Annotated in this window: 18 protein-coding genes and 2 pseudogenes; 11 read left to right on the top strand and 9 right to left on the bottom strand. The window is 37.6% G+C overall.

What is annotated here, in order from left to right:
• Positions 1 to 178: 178 nt before the first annotated feature.
• Positions 179 to 412 carry a GerAB/ArcD/ProY family transporter gene (locus ACOI1C_RS16425; protein WP_422511677.1) on the bottom strand — a complete coding sequence of 78 codons (234 nt, stop codon included), beginning with the start codon at positions 410 to 412 and terminating at the stop codon, positions 179 to 181.
• 436 nt (positions 413 to 848) lie between these two features.
• On the opposite strand from ACOI1C_RS16425, the gene ACOI1C_RS16420 reads away from it, so the two are divergent.
• Together ACOI1C_RS16420 and ACOI1C_RS16415 are read left to right on the top strand one after the other, a co-directional pair.
• Positions 849 to 1,724, top strand: coding sequence for a sulfite exporter TauE/SafE family protein (locus ACOI1C_RS16420; RefSeq protein ID WP_422511676.1), 876 nt, complete (start codon positions 849 to 851; stop codon positions 1,722 to 1,724).
• Positions 1,724 to 2,635 carry an RluA family pseudouridine synthase gene (locus ACOI1C_RS16415; RefSeq protein WP_422511704.1) on the top strand — a complete coding sequence of 304 codons (912 nt, stop codon included), beginning with the start codon at positions 1,724 to 1,726 and terminating at the stop codon, positions 2,633 to 2,635. The genes ACOI1C_RS16420 and ACOI1C_RS16415 overlap by 1 nt, the downstream gene beginning before the upstream one ends.
• A gap of 6 nt (positions 2,636 to 2,641) precedes the next feature.
• Here ACOI1C_RS16415 and ACOI1C_RS16410 read toward each other — a convergent pair whose 3' ends face one another.
• Complete coding sequence (locus ACOI1C_RS16410) at positions 2,642 to 3,478, bottom strand: trypsin-like peptidase domain-containing protein (RefSeq protein ID WP_422511675.1); 837 nt, start codon at positions 3,476 to 3,478, stop codon at positions 2,642 to 2,644.
• Positions 3,479 to 3,623: 145 nt separating this feature from the next.
• On the opposite strand from ACOI1C_RS16410, the gene ACOI1C_RS16405 reads away from it, so the two are divergent.
• Positions 3,624 to 4,169 (top strand): flavodoxin family protein, encoded by a 546-nt coding sequence (locus tag ACOI1C_RS16405; protein WP_422511674.1) that lies wholly within the window; start codon positions 3,624 to 3,626, stop codon positions 4,167 to 4,169.
• Between the two features lie 252 nt (positions 4,170 to 4,421).
• Positions 4,422 to 5,903, top strand: coding sequence for a sensor domain-containing diguanylate cyclase (locus ACOI1C_RS16400; RefSeq protein WP_422511673.1), 1,482 nt, complete (start codon positions 4,422 to 4,424; stop codon positions 5,901 to 5,903).
• 50 nt (positions 5,904 to 5,953) lie between these two features.
• Here ACOI1C_RS16400 and ACOI1C_RS16395 read toward each other — a convergent pair whose 3' ends face one another.
• Positions 5,954 to 6,544, bottom strand: a complete 591-nt coding sequence (locus ACOI1C_RS16395; protein ID WP_422511672.1) for a DUF1989 domain-containing protein — start codon at positions 6,542 to 6,544, stop codon at positions 5,954 to 5,956.
• A gap of 191 nt (positions 6,545 to 6,735) precedes the next feature.
• On the opposite strand from ACOI1C_RS16395, the gene ACOI1C_RS16390 reads away from it, so the two are divergent.
• Positions 6,736 to 7,392 (top strand): spore coat protein, encoded by a 657-nt coding sequence (locus ACOI1C_RS16390; protein WP_422511671.1) that lies wholly within the window; start codon positions 6,736 to 6,738, stop codon positions 7,390 to 7,392.
• A gap of 42 nt (positions 7,393 to 7,434) precedes the next feature.
• Here ACOI1C_RS16390 and ACOI1C_RS16385 read toward each other — a convergent pair whose 3' ends face one another.
• Positions 7,435 to 8,196, bottom strand: coding sequence for a YqcI/YcgG family protein (locus ACOI1C_RS16385; protein ID WP_422511670.1), 762 nt, complete (start codon positions 8,194 to 8,196; stop codon positions 7,435 to 7,437).
• Positions 8,197 to 8,546: 350 nt separating this feature from the next.
• On the opposite strand from ACOI1C_RS16385, the gene ACOI1C_RS16380 reads away from it, so the two are divergent.
• Entirely contained in the window at positions 8,547 to 9,725 is a 1,179-nt protein-coding gene (locus ACOI1C_RS16380) for a class I SAM-dependent rRNA methyltransferase (RefSeq protein ID WP_422511669.1), read from the top strand.
• A gap of 116 nt (positions 9,726 to 9,841) precedes the next feature.
• Here ACOI1C_RS16380 and ACOI1C_RS16375 read toward each other — a convergent pair whose 3' ends face one another.
• Together ACOI1C_RS16375 and ACOI1C_RS16370 are read right to left on the bottom strand one after the other, a co-directional pair.
• Complete coding sequence (locus ACOI1C_RS16375; RefSeq protein WP_422511668.1) at positions 9,842 to 10,846, bottom strand: DUF3231 family protein; 1,005 nt, start codon at positions 10,844 to 10,846, stop codon at positions 9,842 to 9,844.
• A 365-nt stretch (positions 10,847 to 11,211) separates the two neighbouring features.
• Positions 11,212 to 11,892: a TerC family protein gene (locus ACOI1C_RS16370; protein WP_422511667.1), complete on the bottom strand. Its 681-nt coding sequence runs from the start codon at positions 11,890 to 11,892 to the stop codon at positions 11,212 to 11,214.
• A 343-nt stretch (positions 11,893 to 12,235) separates the two neighbouring features.
• On the opposite strand from ACOI1C_RS16370, the pseudogene ACOI1C_RS16365 reads away from it, so the two are divergent.
• Together ACOI1C_RS16365 and ACOI1C_RS16360 are read left to right on the top strand one after the other, a co-directional pair.
• Positions 12,236 to 13,095: pseudogene (locus ACOI1C_RS16365) on the top strand (NCS2 family permease); the annotation flags it as partial.
• Positions 13,096 to 13,232: 137 nt separating this feature from the next.
• Positions 13,233 to 13,720, top strand: a pseudogene (locus tag ACOI1C_RS16360) (DUF3231 family protein).
• Positions 13,721 to 13,762: 42 nt separating this feature from the next.
• On the opposite strand, the gene ACOI1C_RS16355 reads toward ACOI1C_RS16360, so the two are convergent.
• Positions 13,763 to 14,179 (bottom strand): aminopeptidase, encoded by a 417-nt coding sequence (locus ACOI1C_RS16355; RefSeq protein ID WP_422511666.1) that lies wholly within the window; start codon positions 14,177 to 14,179, stop codon positions 13,763 to 13,765.
• Positions 14,180 to 14,307: 128 nt separating this feature from the next.
• Between ACOI1C_RS16355 and ACOI1C_RS16350 the strand changes: the two genes are divergently transcribed.
• A complete protein-coding gene (locus ACOI1C_RS16350) occupies positions 14,308 to 15,303 on the top strand; it encodes a hypothetical protein (RefSeq protein WP_422511665.1) in 996 nt (331 codons plus the stop codon).
• Positions 15,304 to 15,451: 148 nt separating this feature from the next.
• Entirely contained in the window at positions 15,452 to 16,207 is a 756-nt protein-coding gene (locus ACOI1C_RS16345; protein ID WP_422511664.1) for a hypothetical protein, read from the top strand.
• A 21-nt stretch (positions 16,208 to 16,228) separates the two neighbouring features.
• Here ACOI1C_RS16345 and proC read toward each other — a convergent pair whose 3' ends face one another.
• Together proC and ACOI1C_RS16335 are read right to left on the bottom strand one after the other, a co-directional pair.
• Positions 16,229 to 17,038 (bottom strand): pyrroline-5-carboxylate reductase, encoded by an 810-nt coding sequence (proC, locus tag ACOI1C_RS16340; RefSeq protein WP_422511703.1) that lies wholly within the window; start codon positions 17,036 to 17,038, stop codon positions 16,229 to 16,231.
• Between the two features lie 44 nt (positions 17,039 to 17,082).
• Positions 17,083 to 17,955, bottom strand: a complete 873-nt coding sequence (locus tag ACOI1C_RS16335; protein ID WP_422511663.1) for a TetR/AcrR family transcriptional regulator — start codon at positions 17,953 to 17,955, stop codon at positions 17,083 to 17,085.
• A 272-nt stretch (positions 17,956 to 18,227) separates the two neighbouring features.
• Here ACOI1C_RS16335 and ACOI1C_RS16330 point away from each other — a divergent pair, with 272 nt between their 5' ends.
• Complete coding sequence (locus ACOI1C_RS16330) at positions 18,228 to 21,338, top strand: efflux RND transporter permease subunit (protein ID WP_422511662.1); 3,111 nt, start codon at positions 18,228 to 18,230, stop codon at positions 21,336 to 21,338.
• The last annotated feature ends 46 nt before the right edge of the window (positions 21,339 to 21,384 follow it).

Genomic DNA, 21,384 nt, shown 5'->3' with positions numbered 1-21,384 from the left:
GTTAAGTGGCACGTAAGTCTGATATAAGAAATCCTTAACCTCGGCATAATTGTTTGCAAATAATAAAGCTCCAAGCCCAATAACCCATGAAAAGGAATGACTAGAGGCTGATATGATTTGATTTTGTTTACTTGTGCGGTTCCCAATACCAATCCATAAAAGAAAATCGAAATTCTAATCATAAACCCACTGTCCAAAAAAGTACCGCGATTGCATCGAATCGGTTTAGCACTTCACCAGCAACGATATACCGTACCTCTGAAAAGGTTGGAAATGCCATTTTGGCTGCTTCAACAGGACCGAACATTGCAATAGGTCCTGTAATAGGTCCAAGGGAAAAGAGTAACGTAATGAAGGCTGTATATATGCCGGTCTTCAAAAGCTTTTCCGGCCTTTGGGCATAGTTTGTCAAGTCTGGAATTATTTATTCTTCTTTAGACTAACATGGGTAATTCAGCCAAAAAAAAGACCCAACAATGTGACTGTTAACTTCCCGAGCCGGAACCTCCAAGCCTGGTTCCTTTGCTGCTAGTAAAAGTAGCTGGTTATTGATCACCTTATCTAGTATGCGAGACTCTATCTTTGTTTGTAATGAAGGATCTTCCTTTAATTCATCTGAAAATGCCATTTTTGAACTATGTACTGAATCTCGTAACTCGTTTATCAGTTTAGCATGTAGAACCAAAGCAACTAGGCTTCGTAAACAAACTGTTACCGATATGGTAAGGGGGTGTTTACAAATTGTATTATATTTGGATGAATTTCCTTGTTCATTGGAAATGGTTGAATAAACCTTTATGTATCTTCATAATGGAATTATTGTACTGAAGCTGAGAGGAGCAATATAGTTGGAAATTATCTTATATATTATATTGGGCACATGTATTGGAATTCTGTCTGGATATTTCGGAATTGGAGGAGGCTTTGTGCTAACACCTATTCTATTATTAATGGGGTTTTCACCTGTCGTGGCTGTAGCTACTAGTTTACTCTACACGATCGGTACTTCATTATCTGGGGTACTCGCTCACTTTCGGATGAAGAATATTCAATTTAAGACGGGCTTAGTCATGGCGAGTTCAGGGCTAGTAGCTACACAGGTAGCACACCCGTTTGTTCAACTTTTAGAAAGAAACGACATTGAACATATTGTAATTCCATTATTTTACATAGTACTAGCTGGTTATTTTTCTTATTCCATGCTTAAAGGTAAAAAGGAAGTTCCCGTTCCAAAAAATGAAACAAGAAATTCATGGGGTATTCTTCTTCTGATTGGTTTTATCGGTGGTTTTGTTTCCACTACATTAGGTGTTGGTGGAGGATTTATCATTGTACCATTAACTATTACATTCCTTGGCCTATTGCCGAAGAAAGCTGTTGGAACAAGTCTTTTCACTGTGTTTTTTATAGTAATTGCCGGTTTTATCACGTATTCAGTAAATACACCTATTGATTATTCGTTTGCCTTTACTTTAATCATTGGTGCATTGATTGGAGGACAATTAGGTGCTTACATTACAAAACTATATAAAAATGATGAAATCAAAAAATATCTTGGAATTTTATATGTTTTCACAGTCATCAATATGGTCCTCAAAATGGTTGGTTATTCTGAAATAGGTCTCATTATTTCTTTATCTTATATTGCATTTTTACTCGTCCTGTTTAGTATAAGAATCCGGCGATACCTTAAGGATCGAAAAGTAAAAGAGGTCGCCTCATGATACAAACAATGAAAAAAGGAAAATGGTTGGAAATCGTTACACCCTCCTACTGGGACGGATTCACAATTGAGACCATTGTTAAAGCACAAATTGGCGTGCCAAAAAAACTACTTCACGAGCTGCGTTTAGAGAATGGGATAAAATTAAATAATCAAGTGGTACCGTGGCAGACTGTGGTTAAGAAAATGGATCGTTTATATATAAAATGTTTTAAAGAAGAAAGCTTCGGAGTGGTTCCGGAGGATCTTAGTATTGAGGTTTTATTTGAGGATGACCATTTACTCATTGTAAATAAACCAATCATGCTAGACACTCACCCGAATGAATCAGATCAAACCGGAACTTTAGCCAATGGTGTCGCCTATCATTGGCAGCTCACAGGTATTCAAGCAAAAGTCCGGCATATTCACCGTTTAGACCGTGAGACAACTGGGGCTATAATCTTTGCCAAACATGCCCTGGCAAGTGCTCTGCTTGATCAAATGCTAGAAAAGAGAGAAATTAAACGAAGTTATACTGCTTTCGTTGAGGGAATCCTTAGAAGTAAAAAGGGTACCATCAATGAATCCATTGGTCGGGATCGACACCATCCAACGAGAAGAAGGGTATCAGCTACAGGTCAAAAAGCCATCACTCACTATGAGGTATTAAGGGTTTTCAGACAGGATCAAGTTACAAAAATCAAGCTTCAATTAGATACAGGAAGGACTCATCAAATTCGGGTACACCTGAGTCATACTGGGCATCCTCTTTTAGGTGATGGACTTTATGGAGGCACCCATTCATTGATCCAGCATCAAGCGTTACATGCTTTTTCAGTCTCCTTGAAGCATCCGATTACTAAAGAAGATATTCACGTTGAAGCCCCTCTTCCATTAGATTTATTCCAGCTCGAGAACAATCTAAAGTGACAGATTTCATTCCGTCACTTTTTTTACTATTTCTTTAAGATAACTTACAGGTGTTGCCACCCCAATGATTTCCTTTGATTCTATGGAGGGGTTTTGGAGAGTTGCGAATACAACACCGACCACTTCACCTTCTTGATTAATGACGGGGCTACCGCTATTACCTCTATATATAGGTGCTTCAATCATCATAACAGGTTTTTCCCAATCCTTTAATGTTGTTTCTCCGATTATTTCACCTTCATTTGCTATTTGCGTAAATGAAAGCGGATTTCCAATAAAGACAACCTCTTCTCCCTTTTTCCAAGATTTTTCTTCAAACGTGAGGGATAAGGTTGGCAGATTCTCAGCTTCTATATCGACAAAGGCTATATCGAGTTCAGGATACTTCGCAATCACTTTCCCCACATATGATTCCCCTGCTCTAAAGTGAACATTTACAACATTGGCATTTTCAACTACATGCTCGTTTGTGATAATTAATCCATTTGGCTCAATGTTAAAGCCTGTTCCCTTAACACCCCCCCACTCAATGGTAACAACTGATTTTTTGTATTGCTTAATCTCATCTTGCTGCGAAAGCGATGCTGATACAGCAAGAAACTGGGCGGCTGGTAGGTTCACGACCTGAGGCCATATGGCTAAGCCGTTAATTAAGAGAACCAAAACTAAAATCCAGCCTATTATTTTTGATTGTGCTTTCTTCTGCTTTTTACGTTTCTCTTTTTCAGCCTCGTATAACTCTTCGTCATCTTCTGCAAAAAAAGCTTGATAGTCAAAACCTTCCTGCTCATGTTCATATGGCGGATCTGTTCTTTCTTCTGGTTCATGCTGCTCCTTATCCATTGTCTCCCCCTACTACTACATTCGTTTTTATTTTTATTATTTACTTTTCTAAAGTAATAGTACAGAAAAACGGATTATTTTTTAAAACAGTCGCGTAATTGTATAATAAGGAAAAGTGATTCCATTTACATGAAGGAGCGATGAAATGAGTATTATTTTACTACAAGGAAGTTCTAGAGAAAACGGAAACACGGAGATCCTTTCAAAGCTACTTGTTGAAGGTCTTACCTATAAACAAATCAATCTTCGGGACTTTTCCATTAAACCGATTCTTGATCAGCGTCATGATGAAGGTGGGTTTCAAGCTGTCGATGATGACTATGATGAAATCATTATGGAGGTTTTGAAGGCTGACCGAATCATTTTTGCAACGCCGCTTTATTGGTATGGAATGAGCGGATTGATGAAAAATTTTGTTGATCGTTGGTCACAAAGCTTGAGAGATAGTCGGTTTCAATTTAAAGAGGAGATGAGCAGAAAAAAGGCAATTGTCGTCGTTTGCGGCGGAGATGATCCTAAAATTAAAGGATTGCCATTGATACAACAATTTCAATATATTTTTGATTTCGTCCAGATGCCCTTTGAGGATTATGTAATCGGAAAAGGGGGTAGGCCAGGGGATGTCCTTCATGATGAGATTGCATTACAGAAGGCATGCCAAGTGAATTTGTCCTTTAGAAATAATAAATAAAACTTTCACCTCTCCCATAAAATAAAGCGACATAATCGACAAGAATCGACAATTATCCGATATACTAATCGTAGATATTCTTTAGTAAGGGGGAGAATTTAACTGTCAATAAACTTAAGAACATACTTTGTCATTATTTTTTCTATATTTGTCATTTTATTAACCACGCTTCTTAGTACTTCTATTAGTAATAGATCAGGTCAGGAGGTTGAAAAACAAATCGGTGCATCCCTTGCAAAAGATTCTTTTCAAATGGCAGATAAGTTGGATCACTTTATGTGGTCTCGTTACGGAGAAATTACTGTAATAAGTAAGCTAAATGTCTTACAAGAGCCTACGAATCAAGATGAAATACGTCTGCTTCTTAATGAACTTAAAACGAGCTTTCCTTCCTTTTCATGGGTTGGATTTACAAACTCTAACGGAACCGTCATGGCCTCAACTGATGATATTCTTGTGGGTAAATCTATTTCTGAACGCCCAGTATTCACAGAAGCTAAAGAACAAACCTTTATAGGAGACGTTCATGACGCTGTTCTTCTATCTAAATTACTACCTAATCCTACTGGTGAACCCTTGCAATTTGTTGATATAAGCTCCCCAATTATGACTAAAGATGGAGTTTTTGTCGGTGTCCTAGCAGCGCATTTAAGCTGGGAATGGGCAGAAGAAGTAAAACGTTCCGTTATTCAACCCCTTGAGGAAAAAAACAATCAAAAAGAAATATTGATCATCAGTAAAAGAGAAAATACTGTGCTTCTAGGTCCTAAGAATCTTATTGGTAAGAAACTAGAACTACCAGCTATTCAACAAGCACAATCTGGTAAAAATGGTTGGTCCATTGAAGAATGGGAAGATGGAAAACAATACTTAACAGGCTATGCACTGGCAGATGGATTATTGAATTACCCCGGTTTGGATTGGACAGTATTAGTGAGACAGCCCAAAGAGGTTGCGTTTTTTAGTGTTGCAGAATTAAAAGAGTATATCTTGCTCGTTGGTTTCTTGTCTACCATTCTTTTTGCAATAATAAGTTGGTTTCTTGCGGGGATTATCTCTAATCCACTCAAGCAAATTTCTCTCACCGCCGAAAGGTTACGAAAAGGCGAAAAGGTCGAAATCCCTTACACAAAGGGAATTCGTGACATAGAAGTCCTTTCGAATTCTCTTAGAGATCTACTTTCAACCTTGGTCAAAACCGAATCCGCTCTTAATAAAATGGAAATCTTAGCACAAAAAGATAAATTAACAGATCTACCTAATCGGCTAGCATTAGAGCAATATCTAAATTCATATACTTCAACCGATTTAGAGGAAGCTGGGGATTCCTTAACTTTTTTATTTCTTGACTTGGATGGTTTTAAACAAGTAAATGACAAATTCGGGCATGATCTTGGGGATCGTTTGCTGAAAGAAGTCGCAAATCGATTACAAAGCTCATTACGAAGGAAAGAGTTTGTTTGCCGACTTGGTGGAGATGAGTTTGTCATTGTTATTGTTTCCACTGCTACTTCTGCATTGGAAAATGGAACACTAGTGGGTAAGAGAATCATCCAATCACTAAATAAATCCTTTGAACTGGAGAAAAAAATCATCAACATTGGATGCAGTGTAGGTGGATCCGTTTGGCCACAAGATGATACAGATCCATATCAGGTCTTACGAAATGCTGACAAAGCATTATATGACTCTAAACGGAACGGAAAAAATGAACTAACTTTTTTCCACAACTAAACCAAAAAGGTAAGCATATTTCTATTTCTGCTTACCTTTTTCCATATTACTTATGAAACCTCTACCCGAATTGAAGTGGATCTATATCCATTCCCAGCACTTTCCTCATTAGGACAAGCCGAGATGGCAATGATCAAATCCATTTCTGCTCTCAATTCAATATAATCACCAGCATTTGACAAGGCTGTTTTGACTTCAATTTGTCCATTACCACTAATCACTGTATTCATAAAAATATTAAACGGATAGTGCTGTCTAGCTTTCGGTACTCCATAGGCAGCTATTGCCTCATTTAAATGACAATAACAGTTTTCATATGGTTTCTCTTTATTAAATAGAATTTGATACATTTCCGGCCTACATGCAGGTGATAACAAGTCGTGTTTACCGACTGTATCTTCTAGTAACGTAAGCATAGGTTTATATAGGTTGGAATACAGTGCTGAATTTTTTTTTATTTCTGTTGATTGCAATGTATCCCTTGTTGCAACCGAATCAAGCCTCTCTTTAAAATCACTTGCATTGTACGCAACAAAATCAGCAATCTGCTGACCTTCCACATCAATCACCTTTATTCTATCTCCCTTAGCTACACGAAATCCGTGTCCTGTTTTCTTCTGAATATGAAATTGGTGCTTCATAGTTCGCTCCAATCTACTTGGATTTATACTAGATATTAGTATGGCTCGGCGGTTAATCTTTTCATACATCTAGACGAAAGAAGTCATTGCTAATTTTTAAGTGAATTTCCAATAGAACTATAGAAAGTTTATGTGGGTTTTTGTCAATAATAGTTGAGTAACACAATAAAAGTTATTCGGGGGGTAAAACGATGCAAATACAATATTCACAACCTCAGCAAGCCCAGATCAATATCGCCGGGTCCAACCAAATGCCAAACCAAATGAATCATGGTGGTCATGAAGTATTCGACCTTCATGAGGTACTCTCTGGAACAATTAATGTTTTGGATCAATTTATGATGTTTCGCATGTTTGTAAAAGATCCAGAATTAGTCGATATACTTGATCGTCAATATCTTTTTATTTTGGATTCTTATAATGTTACGTGTGAGTGCTTTACGACTGGAAAAGACCCGTCACATCCCACAAAAAAGTATATGATGAAGCAAAATAACAATGTTATTTATGGATTAAAACCAAGTCAACCAAAGATGCCCAATCAATCCATTGAGGACATCAAGGATAAAGGGATTTCAGGGCATATGCTTGGTTTAATAAAATCTAGTGCTTCTTTGTTAACCATGACTTCTCTTGAAGTCACGAATCCGGTAGTAAGACGTGTGCTTGCAGACAGTGTTCCAAATTATATTGAAATGGCTTACGAAATCTTCTTGTATCAAAATAAACAGAGCTACTATCAAGTTCCACAGCTAACCCAGCAGGATATGAATCAAATGACAAATGGATATGTCCCTTTTACAGGTCAGCCACAAATGCCAAATCAGGGCAATATGTATAGAAATTAGTCAAAAAAGCAGGTCTGGACATATTTCTGTCTAGCCTGCTTTTTAATTTTTTTTATTCTGATGTTCTCTTTTTGAATTGAGAAATGGACATCTTGAGGGTATATGATTATCGTCGTGTAAAAAATACTGTTTCCATTCAAGGTTCTCACTTTGACCGTACCATTTTAACGAAGGATGTACAGGTACTGTATCATACTTTAGTAATCGTTCTCTTATGGTTTTCTTCATTGCTCTGCCAATTGTTGTTGAATCATTCATTTCTTCAAAAACCCACCTCGGTTGGAAGGCTAATAAAAAATAAGGAAAATGTCTACTTTTCCGATGGATATGTGCAGGTGTACCACAGAAACAAAAATAAGGATGACCATTAAAACAAAATTCCCATGATGGGTCTGTAGGGTCCTTTGAAATTTGGGATGGCCAAACAATTACATCTAATTCACTGACTTGGTTTAAAAGTGACCAAAAAATATCCTCGTAATTTTGAACCCCATAACTATCTTTTAACTCTAATGGTGTTTCGCAAAATAAGACTAGTGAAGCATACTTACCTGTGTCTCTTGAACACTCCCCGTATGCTGCCAAATGGCTCGCAATTTCGTTTGAAGTGTTAGGGTTTCTAGGATCACCAACAAAGCCAAAACGAAGATGCCCAGAAACTAATCCTATACGACTCGGAAGACAAGGGTATTTATTTTCATCATCGGCAACCATTGTCGAAAATTTTTGAAAAGCATCGATTTCCCAGCTTTTGAACGTTGATAAATGCTCGGATATCCAGCTTTTGGTGTATAACTCTGCCATTAAAGCTCCACCTCCAATACCATACGATATATGTATTAATTGGAGGGTAGATAGGTGACTGTCCATTGCGTACTAGAATGACTAGAACCTTCCCTTAATAAAGCCCACACAAAAATCTAAGCTAACTAATATATGTGAGTCGAGTTGTGCAATAGTGTTGAAGGTCATGCAAGTAAACTCGAAAATCATTTCGTTGATTCTATTTTTTCAAATTAAATAACAAAATGCTGCAACATACCTTAAGACTTTGTATTTTTTAACGTTAAAGGGTTAACTCTTGAACAAAACTAGCTTTCAAACCTTCAATTCGGTATGATAAAAGGCGAATGAATTTTTGGAGTGATGAAAAGATGGCAAAAGTTATACTTGAAAGAAATAGGAAGAAGCGTTTAGAGCAAGGGCATCCTTGGATCTATCAAAGTGAAGTAAACAGAATTGAAGGTACATATGAACCCGGTGATTTCGTGGATGTCTATAATCATCAACTGCACTTCTTAGGTAAAGGGTATATCAACCCAAAATCACAAATGATTGTTCGATTGTTATCCTACACACAAGAAGAAATCGATGAAGCATTCTTTTTTAGTAAGATTAAGAAAGCTTGGGAGTTACGACAAAAACTAATCCCTAACGTAAATTCCTGTCGAGCCATCTATGGAGAAGCGGATTTTCTCCCGGGTTTAGTGGTGGACAAATATGCCGATGTTCTAGTTGTTCAAATCATGGCTCTCGGAATGGAAGTTCGCAAAGAGTGGATTTTAAATGCTTTGCTTGCTTTATTTCAGCCAAAGGCGATTTATTTACGCAATGATGTTTATGTTCGAGAGCTTGAGGGTCTTGAGCAAGAAAAGGGATTTTGGTACGGTGAGTCCCCTACCGAGGTGGTCATTGAAGAAAATGATGTAAAGTACATTGTCGATATTAAAGACGGCCAAAAAACAGGTTTCTTTTTTGATCAACGAGAAAATCGTGCGGCTATAAAGCCATTAATCGACTCAAGTACAACCTTATTGGATTGTTTTACTCACACTGGATCTTTTATGCTCAACGGTTGCTTATATGGAGCCAAACATGTTACAGCGGTTGATATATCGGAGCATGCAATTGAAACAGCTAGACGAAATGCAGAACTGAATGGTTTCAATAATGTAGAGTATGTCGTAGCTAATGCCTTTGATTACCTAAGAGAGGCCGTGAACGCAGGCAAGCAGTGGGATGTTGTCATTGTAGATCCACCGGCGTTTGCCAAATCTGCTCATGCCGTTCGAAAAGCAATCGGAGGCTATAAAGATATTAATTTAAATGGATTAAAGTTAGTCAAAGATGGAGGATTCTTTATCACAGCTAGCTGTTCCTTCCACCTAAGACCAGACCAATTCAAATCAGTGATTCAAGAAGCTGCTGTTGACGCAAGGAAGGTTTTACGCGAAATCCATTGGAGTGGTGCCGGCTATGACCATCCAAAACTTCTTGCAGCAGAAGAAGGCGACTATCTAAAATTCGGCATCTATGAAGTGTATTCACGTTAATACTGAAGATCGCCTGATAACTTGTAGTTTTTTTAAGGATAAAAACTCAAATTTAAAAGCAGTGGGATTCGAAAGTTGAATTACACTGCTTTTAGCATTTTATTGTAATTATAGGATTAAACTTTTTTCGCAATTTCATTTCTATTTGGAGCTAGTGGAGGTTGTTCTAACCATTTATTTTGGACCATAATATTAAACCATTTTTTCGTTACCATCAGATTTTTTAGAATGGTGCCTTCATAAATAGTTACAAGGTCCATTCGCATAGAAGATGCTAGGCCAGCACCGTGATAATTTTGTGCTACTTGAAATAAGAAACCAATATGGTAGAGCATCAACTTGTCGGAAAAAGGAGAATCCGTTGATGATGTGACTTCTGTTTCCCAAGATCTCGGGACTGGTAAATTATCGGTTTGCATAATTTTATTAAATGTTTTTATTTGACCATCGGCCGTTTTCTCGGTGTCCATTAAAAACTTTCTTACTTCTTTTGTTTCTGCGACTTGACTGAATGCTATAGAAAGTGTTTTAGCCATAATACTTTTCTTGAGGTTAAAAGAAATACTTATGATTTCTGTTGCAGCCAACGTTCTCCCTTTTCCAAAGTAACCGTCGGTAAAATCTTGGTTAGAAACAAACTGTGGGTTGTTTGCAGGATAAAATAAAGGGTCTCTCTGGAAGCTTCCTTTTTCAAGCAATAACTCTATTGTTAGATGATACATCCTTTTCGCATCATTATCGCATGAATCGTAAAACTCCCTTAAGTCTTTTCTAACTGAAACAGCTAATGCAGTGCTGTGCCCAAGCAACCCATGCAATGTCATGACATGTAAATAATTCAGACAAAATATATCCGTGAACAATCTCTTTTTACATGTAAAGAGGTCAGATTCAGTAAATCCAATTGGAACTGGAAATTCTTCGCCCTCCATAAAAATTACGATCTCTCGCTTTTGTTTTTCAAACGTTTTAATAGCTTCCTCAAAAATTGCCTTGATTGGCTTGTCTTCAATAATAGAAGACATATATCTAAGTACCACTTCTGTCATTGTACCGTTTACATACTCTCCCCACAGTGTTCCTATTTCAGAAGATGTCAGTCTTAATTTGTTCTCATTCACATAATCACCTCTTTGATATTATTTGCTAATACAGTAAGAGATATTAATTCTTTTGAAAAATATAGCTCACTAGAAAATTAAACCTTAAAAAAGGCAAGCACAATTCATTGCTTACCCCTATTACAACAAAGCAAATTAGACCATACTCACGAAATACTCAAGTGCCTACCTTTAAGAAGCCATCCTTAACAAAGATGTTAGTTTGAATGTTATATTATTCATCAAGAATGCTGCTCTAATGCCCATAATAACATCGGGGGCCAGGCCCCCGTCGCTTTACAGTGATAAAGGACTAATAGTAAAAAAAGGCAATCAGGTGAAATATAAGCTGATTGCCTTTTTTCCTTTTTATCTACTAAAACTGATTATGCAGCCTGTTTTTCTTGGGTTCCACGTTTTGACTTCATGTAGGCGCCGAGTCCAAGTACTATAGCAACAAGAAGTATTTCAAATCCGTATTTAATAAATGGATTTATAAAGTAATCCATTAGGAATGGCTCTTTGACGATCATTTTAGCAGCTGTCCAAGCTAAAACTGCAGCACCAATTGTGATGATGATTGGATATTTTTCTACAAATTTTAAGATGATTGTACTTCCCCATACTACGATTGGAATTGAGATAATTAACCCTAAAACAACTAGTACAAAATTCCCATGTGCTGCACCTGCTACAGCAATTACGTTATCAAGTCCCATTAAAGCATCAGCTATGATAATGGTACGGATTGCAGCCCAAAAATTTGTAGCGGATCCTACCTCATGCTCTTTCTCGTCAATAAGGAGTTTATAAGCTACCCATAAAAGTAGTACCCCACCTATTAACAATAATCCAGGGATTTGTAAAAGCCAAACCACTAATAATGTTGCAATTGCCCGTATTCCTATTGCCCCAACTGTACCCCAAAATACAACTTTCTTTTGCATTTCTTTTGGTAAGTTACGTGCTGCTAAACCAATTACTATGGCGTTATCTCCTGCAAGCACAAGGTCAATCATAATGATTGATAATAAAGCTGTAAAAAATTCAATTGAAAAAAAATCCATTGTCCATCCCCCTTTTATATTACATTCTACTTACGGTTCTTGTATTTTACCCCTTATTTATTATTCCTCATTGAAAAATTGAAATACTGAAATACATAAAGAAAAGCCTCTACCAATTTTGGTAAAGGCTTTTAGACAAAAGAGATCCCTTTACCATTTTCATGATAAAGGTCTTGCAAACAACAAATAATGTTGTCCAATAAAGCCGGCGATTTTTTACAATCACGTCATGACGACTTTATTGTTAAGCTACTCCCCTTCGTTTTCCGAAGCTATTAAATTATACTTTCATTATATTGCGACATACTAATTTTATCTACTCTTTTACTGCCTATTTTTGCATACTGGAATAATTGCCGATCATCCAACAAATCTTGTGACACTTGGTGACTTACACTCACCTGGAGCATTGTTAGCTTTGACTGGTAAGCTATAACCATTACCTTAATGGCCTTAAACGTGAATGGAGCATTGTTCATTGGAATGATTATTACAGGCATGATCGCCTATTTTACTGGCGAATTATCCTTTGAAAATGGATTTGTAGACCTTCCTTCACTTCCAGAGGGACTTATTATCGTAAATCCTTTAACGGCAATAGGTGATGTCATTCAGTATGGTTTATATGCTGTTGTCTTTTCCTTCCTCCTCGTTACGGTTTTTGATACAACAGGAACCATGGTTGGTGTTGCCCAGCAAGCAGGTCTTATGAAAGGCAAAAAATTACCTCGAGCAAGACAAGCTTTGTTAGCAGATTCAGTAGCGACAACTGTTGGGGCTGTATTCGGAACAAGCCCAACAAGTGCGTATATTGAGTCATCTGCCGGAGTTGCCGCTGGAGGAAGAACAGGTTTAACGACATTAACGGTTGCAGGATTGTTCATTATTTCAGCCTTTTTCGGCCCACTCGTTGGTGCAGTATCGGGTATATCGGCAATTACAGCACCCGCTTTAATTATTGTTGGTAGTCTCATGATTGGTAGCATCGCTCATATCAAGTGGAACGAACTAGACGAAGCCTTTCCTGCCTTTTTAATCATCCTAAGTATGCCTTTAACGTCAAGTATTGCTACAGGAATTGCCTTAGGATTTATCGCTTATCCCTTACTAAAGGTAGCAAAGGGAAAATGGCGAGAGGTTCATCCTTTGGTATACATTTTCGCCGTTTTGTTCTTTTATCAATTAGCCTTTTTACCACATTAAGAGCTGATATGGCTCTTTTTTTATAAAAAAAACATTTATCCCACTATTTGGTTTTATATTATTAAATTTCAAGGATACTCTAACAAATGCAACTAGAATGTCAGACGTTCTATATATATCTCAGAGGAGGCTATACAATGGGTATTTTAAGCGGTAATCCTAAAGAAGAACCTATGGTTTGTGGGAAGCCCTAATGGCTGTTAAGGCAATGATTGCTTTTCATCAAACACTTCAAAATCATGCTGGTGACAAGGACTTACAAAAGTTACTTGGACAATTTATTGAACAGGGTCAACAGGAATCAAAGCAATTCGAGGGCTTGTTATTAGAGATAGGAGTAGGTCTTCCTCCAACTCCACCAGAAAGACCAAAAGCATCCGTTGAGGAAATCCCTGCAGGTGCTAGGGTTTTAGACAATGAAATCGGTATGTCTCTATTGGCTGATGTTGGTGCTGGTCTTATAGCATGCAGTTCAATGATGGCACAATGTATTAGAGAAGATATCGCTATAATGTTTGGACAAATTCATACAGAAAAAGCTACACTCGCTGCAAAAACTTTACGCCTGAATAAAGAAAAAGGTTGGCTTGTACCCCCACCATTGCATATTCAGTTAGAGGGATAGTAAAGAACCCAGTTGAAATTTTTTTCAACTGGGCTCTGCTCATTAAATCATCCAACTACCATCTTTCATAATAACCTCCTTAATACCTTCAACCATTTCTGCCTCTATTAGTAAATCATCGGATCCGATCATAAAATCCTCATCTATAATACTTTGATTAATTCCATGCTTTTTCAGCTCTTCTTTATTCATACTTACTCCACCTTCAAAGTTACTCGAATAGGCATTTCCAATAGCAAGATGACATGAAGCATTTTCATCAAAAAGTGTATTATAAAATAACACATTCATTTGTGAGATTATCGAGCTGTTGTCTACTAAAGCTACCTCTCCCAAATAAATCGAGTTCCCCTTTGTCTCAATCAGCTTTCTTAGCAGCATGTAACGAATTCTAATTACTTTTCTACCTATTTCCAGAAAAATATGACACCAAGAAGTGATGACCAAAGGATTTATCATTTTCCGACAGAAGACTCCCAAATAAGAAAATCCACCATTTTCAATGATAAAAAAACAGATGGTTCTTAGTGAATCACACGTTTTCTTCATGTTAGAATAGAGAAAAACAATCTTGAAGGATGAGTTCAATGCCAGATTGGTCGTATCATACAATATTTAAGCCGATTCTCCAAAAGCTTCCACCTAAGTTCGCTCGTGAGTTCATTCATCGTGGTATGAATACGATATCATCATTGCCTGGTGGATCAGCCTTTATCACTTTCCTTGGACACATGGAAACTTCAAAAGAGCTGTCTAGAGATCTATTTAACATCGACTTTCCCTCTCCAGTGGGACTTAGTGGAAAGATTGATCCCCATCTATCAGGGATAAAAGCCTTTCAACACCTTGGTTTTGGATTTATTGAAGTCGGCCCTATAACAGTTAATGGGCAAATTGAACAAGACTTATCTGTAAATCCAGAAGCTGAAACGATAACCATATCCCCCATCACTTCAATAAGTGTTCAAGAAGCGAAGAACAAATTACTTTCACTGAAAAAGAAGAAGGTTCCTCTTCTTTTAAAACTAGATGGAGCATTTGAAGATATCATTTCTTTAGCTACTGAACTATCAGACTATGCGGATGTCTTTGTTATAAAACATAGCTCACTTCATGGTGCCTCGAACCTGCGACATTTTAAAAGTAGTCTTGGTGGAAAATCCATTATTCTCTCAATACCTGCTAAGGAACTTTGTGAGCTACTAAGCTTCGACATTTTAGATAGGAATGAAATAGATGGAATTATGATAGATGAAGAGCAATTTTTTGAAACGAAAGAGCAGCACTCCCATATTAGTGAAGGGATAAAACGTATTAAAGCCATAAAAGGGCATGGTTTTCCAATTGTCACGGTTGGAGGGATTAAAGAACCAGTTGATGCTATCGCCTTGTTACAATTAGGGGCTTCTCTTGTTCTATTAACCTTTGATTATGTTTTTTCAGGACCCGGACTTCCAAAACGTATGAACGAAGCATACAAGTCTAAGATTTCTCACGAAGAAGTAATTATAGATGGCTGGGTGTGGTATTGGCTGTTCGGGGCTATGTATTACCCTCGGAGGTTTAGTTGCCCTTCTATTTAGCATGACGAAAGTGATCCTTCCATATGATGAAATGTTTCTCAGAATTTTCAGGAGAGATATACTTGAGTTTAACCCATCAGTCCTCTACTTCATGGCACATGACAGGATGACGCTTTCAGGTACGATGATTTCTGGATGAATTCTTTATATGCAGCTTGCTCGTAACGGCGTTAAGCAGGGGATTCATTGGGCGAGAAGAGCCATTAATATAGGGGGCGTGATAAGTTTTCTTGGTATTCTCTCCTTCATAAGCTACGGTTATTTTGATTATCTACACGGTTTATTTTGGCTTATTTTAGTGTCGCTCTTTATTACTGGTTTCGTTAAGACACGAAAGGCAGTGAATTCGCCAAGTGGAATAAACCTTTATAACAACCGTAGATGGCAGAAAGGATTGATTGGTCAGTTATCGTTTATTATCCTAGGTTTTTCTTTAGTTGTTGGTGGAATTGTCATTTCTCTAGTCGGGGTTACTACAGTATTTGTCCCAACTGACCTAGCCTATATGTGTGTGACACCTGATGCTATGAACGAATTTAATAATCGACTAATTCCTGTTATTGCACATGACCGTGCTGGCTTTGGAAGTGCACTTTTGAGTGTTGGGTTGCTGGTGTTAATGCTCGCTTTATGGGGCTATCGCAAGGGAGAAAGTTGGGTGTGGTGGACGTTAACACTTGGAGCTATTCCCGCTTTTCTTGCTGGCCTAGCTACGCACTTCGTAATTGGTTATACTACATTTACTCACTTGCTACCCGCATATGTAGCGATTTTTCTTTATTTAGTTGGAGTGATTTACTCTGCTCCTATTTGCTTAAACGATAAGAACTCGGATAGTTCCAAGAGCACCGATTTTTTCTTTTCTGCCAAAATCTCTACTATGTACCTTTTAAAAATAGATTGAAAAATAACCCATTTCACTGGGTTATTTCTTAGCCAATGCTTTCGCCTTATCCGTACAACTCTCCATGGCTGATAATATGGCTGAACGAAATCCATTTTTCTCTAATTCAGAAACCGCTTCAATCGTAGCTCCGCCTGGTGTACAAACATCATCCTTTAATTCAGCCGGGTGCTTTCCTGTTTCAAGTACCATTTTTGCTGCTCCGAGCACAGCCTGGGCGGCTAGCTTGTATGCCTGCTGCCTAGGTATTCCTTGCTTAACTCCACCGTCTGCAAGCGCTTCAATAAACATATACACATAGGCTGGTGAAGATCCACTTATGGCTGGTATGCTATCCATTAAAGCCTCATCAACTACAACGCATTCTCCAAAACTGTTATAAAGACCCACTACTTCATCACGTTCTTGATCGGTTACAAATTGATTTACACATAGTGCACTCATACCCTCACCAACAAGCGATGGTGTATTAGGCATGGTCCGAATAACTTTTACGGCTCTTGCAAATTGATTCTCCATAAAGGCAAGGTCAATACCAGCCGCAATTGTGATAACAAGGGTGTCGGGACTCACATATTCGTTAATTTCTTCAATGATTTTTGAGTATAAGTTCGGTTTGACTGCAAGAAAGAGAATGTTTGAGCACCTCGCAACCTCTTGAATACTTGATGTAATGTTCACATTAAATCTCTCTTTTACACTAAGAAGGGTTTCATTTGAACGTGCACTTGTCATAATTTGATTTGGTTTCACGATAGATGACTGAATGATTCCAGCAATCATGGCTTGAGCCATCTTTCCGCCACCGATAAAACCTATTTTCTTTTCCATCATCTGTATATCCCTCTTTAATTATTAGTATTTTAAAAGTCCAGTTAGTTTTGTAAATTGTATAGCTTAGTAATTCTAGTAATATATTTTTCAAACTTCGGTTCCTTTTTAAAATTTGAAAGCATGCCTTGTAAGACGGCTGCTCTTGGAATCTCTTGTTTAATTTCAGCTTCTACTACCTCTAGTGACACAAGCAAATCCTCATTATCGTTGGAATTGGCTAACTCACTTCGCATTTCAAGTAATACAGCAGAGATGTTATCCGATTCAAGCAACATGCACATATTTGAATTTTCTAATATGGTTTGAATGGTCTCATGAGTGATTAATGGCTTTTCTTCTCCGTTTACTAAAGAGTTAACCAAATCATCTAGTCGATTTAACATATATTGAGCTATTCTGCTCATATCTACTGCTTGTTGACCTAAGAACAGAAGCTTCATATACGAGTGAAAGATACCTTCGAGTATAATAGACAAATCCCATACATACTTCTCAACTTCGTTACCGTAAATTTCTACTATATTATTACGATAAAATTCATGAGTGGATAGTTGCATTTTATAGATCAGTTCCTTTACTTCCTCATTTAGTGGAATCGCTTGCTCTCTTGATTGCATGATAATAAACTCTTTATGCTGCAAGAGATTTTCAAACATAACGTTTATTTGCTTAGTAAACCTTGCTCTAGGTGGCAGTCCTTCATCCTCAATAGAAAGAACATTCTTTTGTAAGGAGTCAAAGTAGTAATGCAGAATAGCTAATAAAAGGGCTTCCTTTGATTTGAAATGAAGGTAAAATGCCCCTTTTGAAATTCTACTTTCTGTTGCAATTTCTTGAATTGAGGTTGCAGAGAAGCCCTTTTTCGCAAAAAGCTTAATCGCTTCTTCAATGATGATCAAATCCTTCTCTTTCATATATATATCCCCTTTATAATCACGTTTTGTTCATGATTTTGTTATTGATCTAGCTCCAGCGCCTAGCCCGCCTGAGGTCAAATAACCTGAATCAAATAAAAGGGAAGATCGCCCTTTTCTTCGCTTTTAGAACATTGCTATGCCTGGGCTGGATAAGGCGCTTGCGCTTTTATATTAATGTTGTGTAAACAGCTTGACTTATGACTGGTCAGTCAGTAATATTATAAGTGGTTATGACCAAGTAGTCAATTCACATTAGAGGAGTGAACAAGTTGAAAGGTATTATTCGTTTTTCTTTAAACAATAAGTTTGCAGTTTGGCTTATTACCTTAATTATTACTGTAGCAGGTTTATATTCTGGTTTAAATATGAAGCTCGAAACAATCCCAAGTATTACGACACCTTTAGTCTCAGTTACAACAATCTATCCAGGTGCTACTCCTGAGCAAGTTGCCGAATCAATATCAGAACCGATGGAGAAAAAGGTAAAGAGCATTGAAGGAGTAATTGTAGTTAGCTCTTCTTCCTTCCAAAATGCTTCTAATATTCAAATCGAATTTGATTTTAGCAAAGATATGGACAAAGCTGAGGAGGAGGTTCAAAAAGCTGTATCGTCTTTAACTCTTCCAGAAGGCGTACAAGAGCCTAACGTTTCGCGATTAAGCTTCAATGCCTTCCCTGTTATGTCTTTAAGTATATCAAACTCTGAGCAATCTCTTGCAGAACTAACGAAAGAAGTTGAAGAAAACATTCTTCCTTCATTAGAAGGGGTTGAAGGAGTCTCCTCCATTCAAATTTCAGGACAGCAAGTAAAAGAGGTTCAATTAACCTTTGATCAGGAAAAATTAAAAGAGCTTGGATTAAGTGAACAAACAGTTAAGCAAATGATCCAAGGCTCTGATATTACGATGCCTCTAGGCCTTTATACATTTGACGAAATGCAAAAGTCTGTAGTAATAGATGGGAACATAGTCACATTTGAGAATCTAAAGGAGTTAAAGATTCCTGTTGTACCGTCAGCCCCAAGTCAACCAATGGGTGCTGGGCCTGGTTCGACCATTCCACAAGCTGGAGCACAACCGCCAGCAAGCAATCAACCTACTACAATCCCAACTATTGAATTAAGTGAGATTGCAACGATCGAATTAGTGGGTGAATCAAAATCAATTTCAAGAACGAATGGAGAAACTTCCATTGGTGTTCAGATTATCAAATCAGCAGATGCCAATACAGTAGATGTTGTAAACGCAGTGAAAGAAATGAATACAGAGCTTCAAGAAGATATAGACGGACTTACAATGACTCCTATTTTTGATCAAGGAAAGCCCATTGAAGAATCCGTAAACACGATGCTAAGCAAGGCACTATTTGGGGCACTTTTTGCGATGCTTATCATCTTATTGTTCTTACGAAATTTCCGTACTACGATTATTTCAGTTATTTCGATTCCATTGTCATTGCTAATAGCTGTATTGATTTTGAAACAAATGGATATCACACTGAACATCATGACACTTGGTGCTATGACTGTTGCCATTGGTCGTGTTGTAGATGACTCAATCGTTGTTATTGAGAATATTTTCAGACGTATGTCTTTGAAGGATGAGAAGCTTACTGGTCGTGAGTTGATTTTAGATGCTACACGAGAAATGTTTATGCCGATCATGTCTTCAACCATTGTAACGATCGCTGTATTCCTACCTTTAGGTTTAGTAAAGGGAACGATTGGTGAATTATTTCTACCCTTTGCACTGACAATTGTTTTCTCTCTACTGGCTTCCTTGTTAGTGGCAATTACGATTGTTCCAATGCTGTCACATGCTTTATTTAAAAAAGGCTTACCTCATAAGCATGAAGAAGACAAGCCAAGAAAATTAGAAAGTGCTTACAACAGTCTACTAACTTGGACTTTAAATCATAAAATCATTACTTCATTAATTGCTGTTGGGATGTTAGTTGGTAGCTTATTCTTAGTTCCGATTATCGGAGTTAGCTTCTTACCAGCTGATGAGGAAAAAATGGTCGTGGCTACTTATAAGCCGCTACCTGGACAAACACTAGAAGAAGTTGAAGAGATTGCAACAAAAGCAGAGGAAATGCTTCAAGCTCGCAAAGATGTCGAAACGATTCAGTTTTCACTTGGATCTGAGAACCCTATGAATCCAGGTCAAACCAATCAAGCGATGTTCTTTATTAGCTATGATCCAGAAACAGAAGAGTTTAGTACTGAAAAAGAACAAGTTATCAAGGACTTACAGGCGTTAAATGAAAAAGGTGAATGGGCAAGTCAAGACTTCTCAGGAGCTGGAGCTAGTAACGGTCTATCTATGCAAATTTTTGGTGAGGACATGACAGACATTGAGCCTGTTGTTGAAGACATTCTTGCCATTATGGAACAGCAGGATAGCCTAACAAAAGTAGAATCCAGTATCTCTGACACATATGAGGAGTACACTTTAGTTGCCAACCAGGAACAATTAAGCGAGCTAGGTTTATCTGCTGCTCAAATTGGAATGGCATTAAGTAATTTTAATCAACGTGAAATCCTAACAACTGTTACAAAAGATGAGGAAGACATTAATGTTTATTTAGAAGTAGAAGCAGAAAAATATTCAGATATTAACGAAATGCTTGATAAAACGATTACCTCTCCACTTGGTAAAGCTGTCAAAATTAAGGATGTTATTGAACTTAATGAAGGCAGTACATCTGATACAGTAAAACGTCGTGATGGACAAATTTTCGCGAGTGTAAGTGGAGTGATTACTACAAAGGATGTTGCAAAAGTATCACAAGACTTACAAGCAGAAGTGGATAAATTAAAGCTTCCTGCAAATGTTGAGGTCACAATGGGTGGAGTCACTGAGGATATTCAAGAATCCTTCACTCAATTAGGATTGGCTATGCTTGCAGCGATTGCGATTGTATACTTGATCCTTGTTATCACATTTGGTGGAGGACTCGCACCATTTGCTATTCTTTTCTCCCTACCATTCACCATTATCGGTGGATTGATAGGCTTATTAATCGCTGGTGAAACATTAAGTATCTCTTCGTTAATCGGTGCTTTAATGTTAATCGGAATTGTTGTGACCAACGCCATCGTATTAATTGACCGCGTTATTCATAAAGAAAAAGAAGGTATGTCAACTCGTGAAGCCATCTTAGAAGCAGGTGGAACGCGCCTTCGTCCAATCTTAATGACTGCTATTGCAACCATTGGTGCTCTAGCTCCACTAGCAGTTGGACTCGAAGGTAGTGGTCTCATTTCGAAAGGATTAGGTGTAACTGTTATAGGAGGATTGACGAGTTCAACTCTTCTAACACTAGTGATTGTTCCAATTGTTTATGAAGGCTTAATGAAATTTAAGAAGAAGAAATAAGTTAAAATAAGAAAAAAACGACAAGTCCTTCTGGCACTTGTCGTTT

Source organism: Bacillus sp. DJP31 (genome assembly GCF_049310945.1).
Classification (GTDB): Bacteria; Bacillota; Bacilli; order Bacillales; family SA4; genus Bacillus_BS.
The sequence above is the reverse complement of the archived record's forward strand: the minus strand, read 5'-3'. Positions and strand labels throughout refer to the sequence as shown.

What these genes read in the sequence shown, in the direction of transcription:
- ACOI1C_RS16410 (WP_422511675.1), bottom strand. Translation starts at nt 3,478, where the DNA reads ATGGATAAGGAGCAGCATGAACCAGAAGAAAGAACAGATCCGCCATAT.
- ACOI1C_RS16405 (WP_422511674.1), top strand. Translation starts at nt 3,624, where the DNA reads ATGAGTATTATTTTACTACAAGGAAGTTCTAGAGAAAACGGAAACACG.
- ACOI1C_RS16400 (WP_422511673.1), top strand. Translation starts at nt 4,422, where the DNA reads ATGGCAGATAAGTTGGATCACTTTATGTGGTCTCGTTACGGAGAAATT.
- ACOI1C_RS16395 (WP_422511672.1), bottom strand. Translation starts at nt 6,544, where the DNA reads ATGAAGCACCAATTTCATATTCAGAAGAAAACAGGACACGGATTTCGT.
- ACOI1C_RS16390 (WP_422511671.1), top strand. Translation starts at nt 6,736, where the DNA reads ATGCAAATACAATATTCACAACCTCAGCAAGCCCAGATCAATATCGCC.
- ACOI1C_RS16385 (WP_422511670.1), bottom strand. Translation starts at nt 8,196, where the DNA reads ATGGCAGAGTTATACACCAAAAGCTGGATATCCGAGCATTTATCAACG.
- ACOI1C_RS16380 (WP_422511669.1), top strand. Translation starts at nt 8,547, where the DNA reads ATGGCAAAAGTTATACTTGAAAGAAATAGGAAGAAGCGTTTAGAGCAA.
- ACOI1C_RS16370 (WP_422511667.1), bottom strand. Translation starts at nt 11,892, where the DNA reads ATGGATTTTTTTTCAATTGAATTTTTTACAGCTTTATTATCAATCATT.
- ACOI1C_RS16355 (WP_422511666.1), bottom strand. Translation starts at nt 14,179, where the DNA reads ATGATAAATCCTTTGGTCATCACTTCTTGGTGTCATATTTTTCTGGAA.
- ACOI1C_RS16350 (WP_422511665.1), top strand. Translation starts at nt 14,308, where the DNA reads ATGCCAGATTGGTCGTATCATACAATATTTAAGCCGATTCTCCAAAAG.
- ACOI1C_RS16345 (WP_422511664.1), top strand. Translation starts at nt 15,452, where the DNA reads ATGCAGCTTGCTCGTAACGGCGTTAAGCAGGGGATTCATTGGGCGAGA.
- proC (WP_422511703.1), bottom strand. Translation starts at nt 17,038, where the DNA reads ATGGAAAAGAAAATAGGTTTTATCGGTGGCGGAAAGATGGCTCAAGCC.
- ACOI1C_RS16335 (WP_422511663.1), bottom strand. Translation starts at nt 17,955, where the DNA reads ATGAAAGAGAAGGATTTGATCATCATTGAAGAAGCGATTAAGCTTTTT.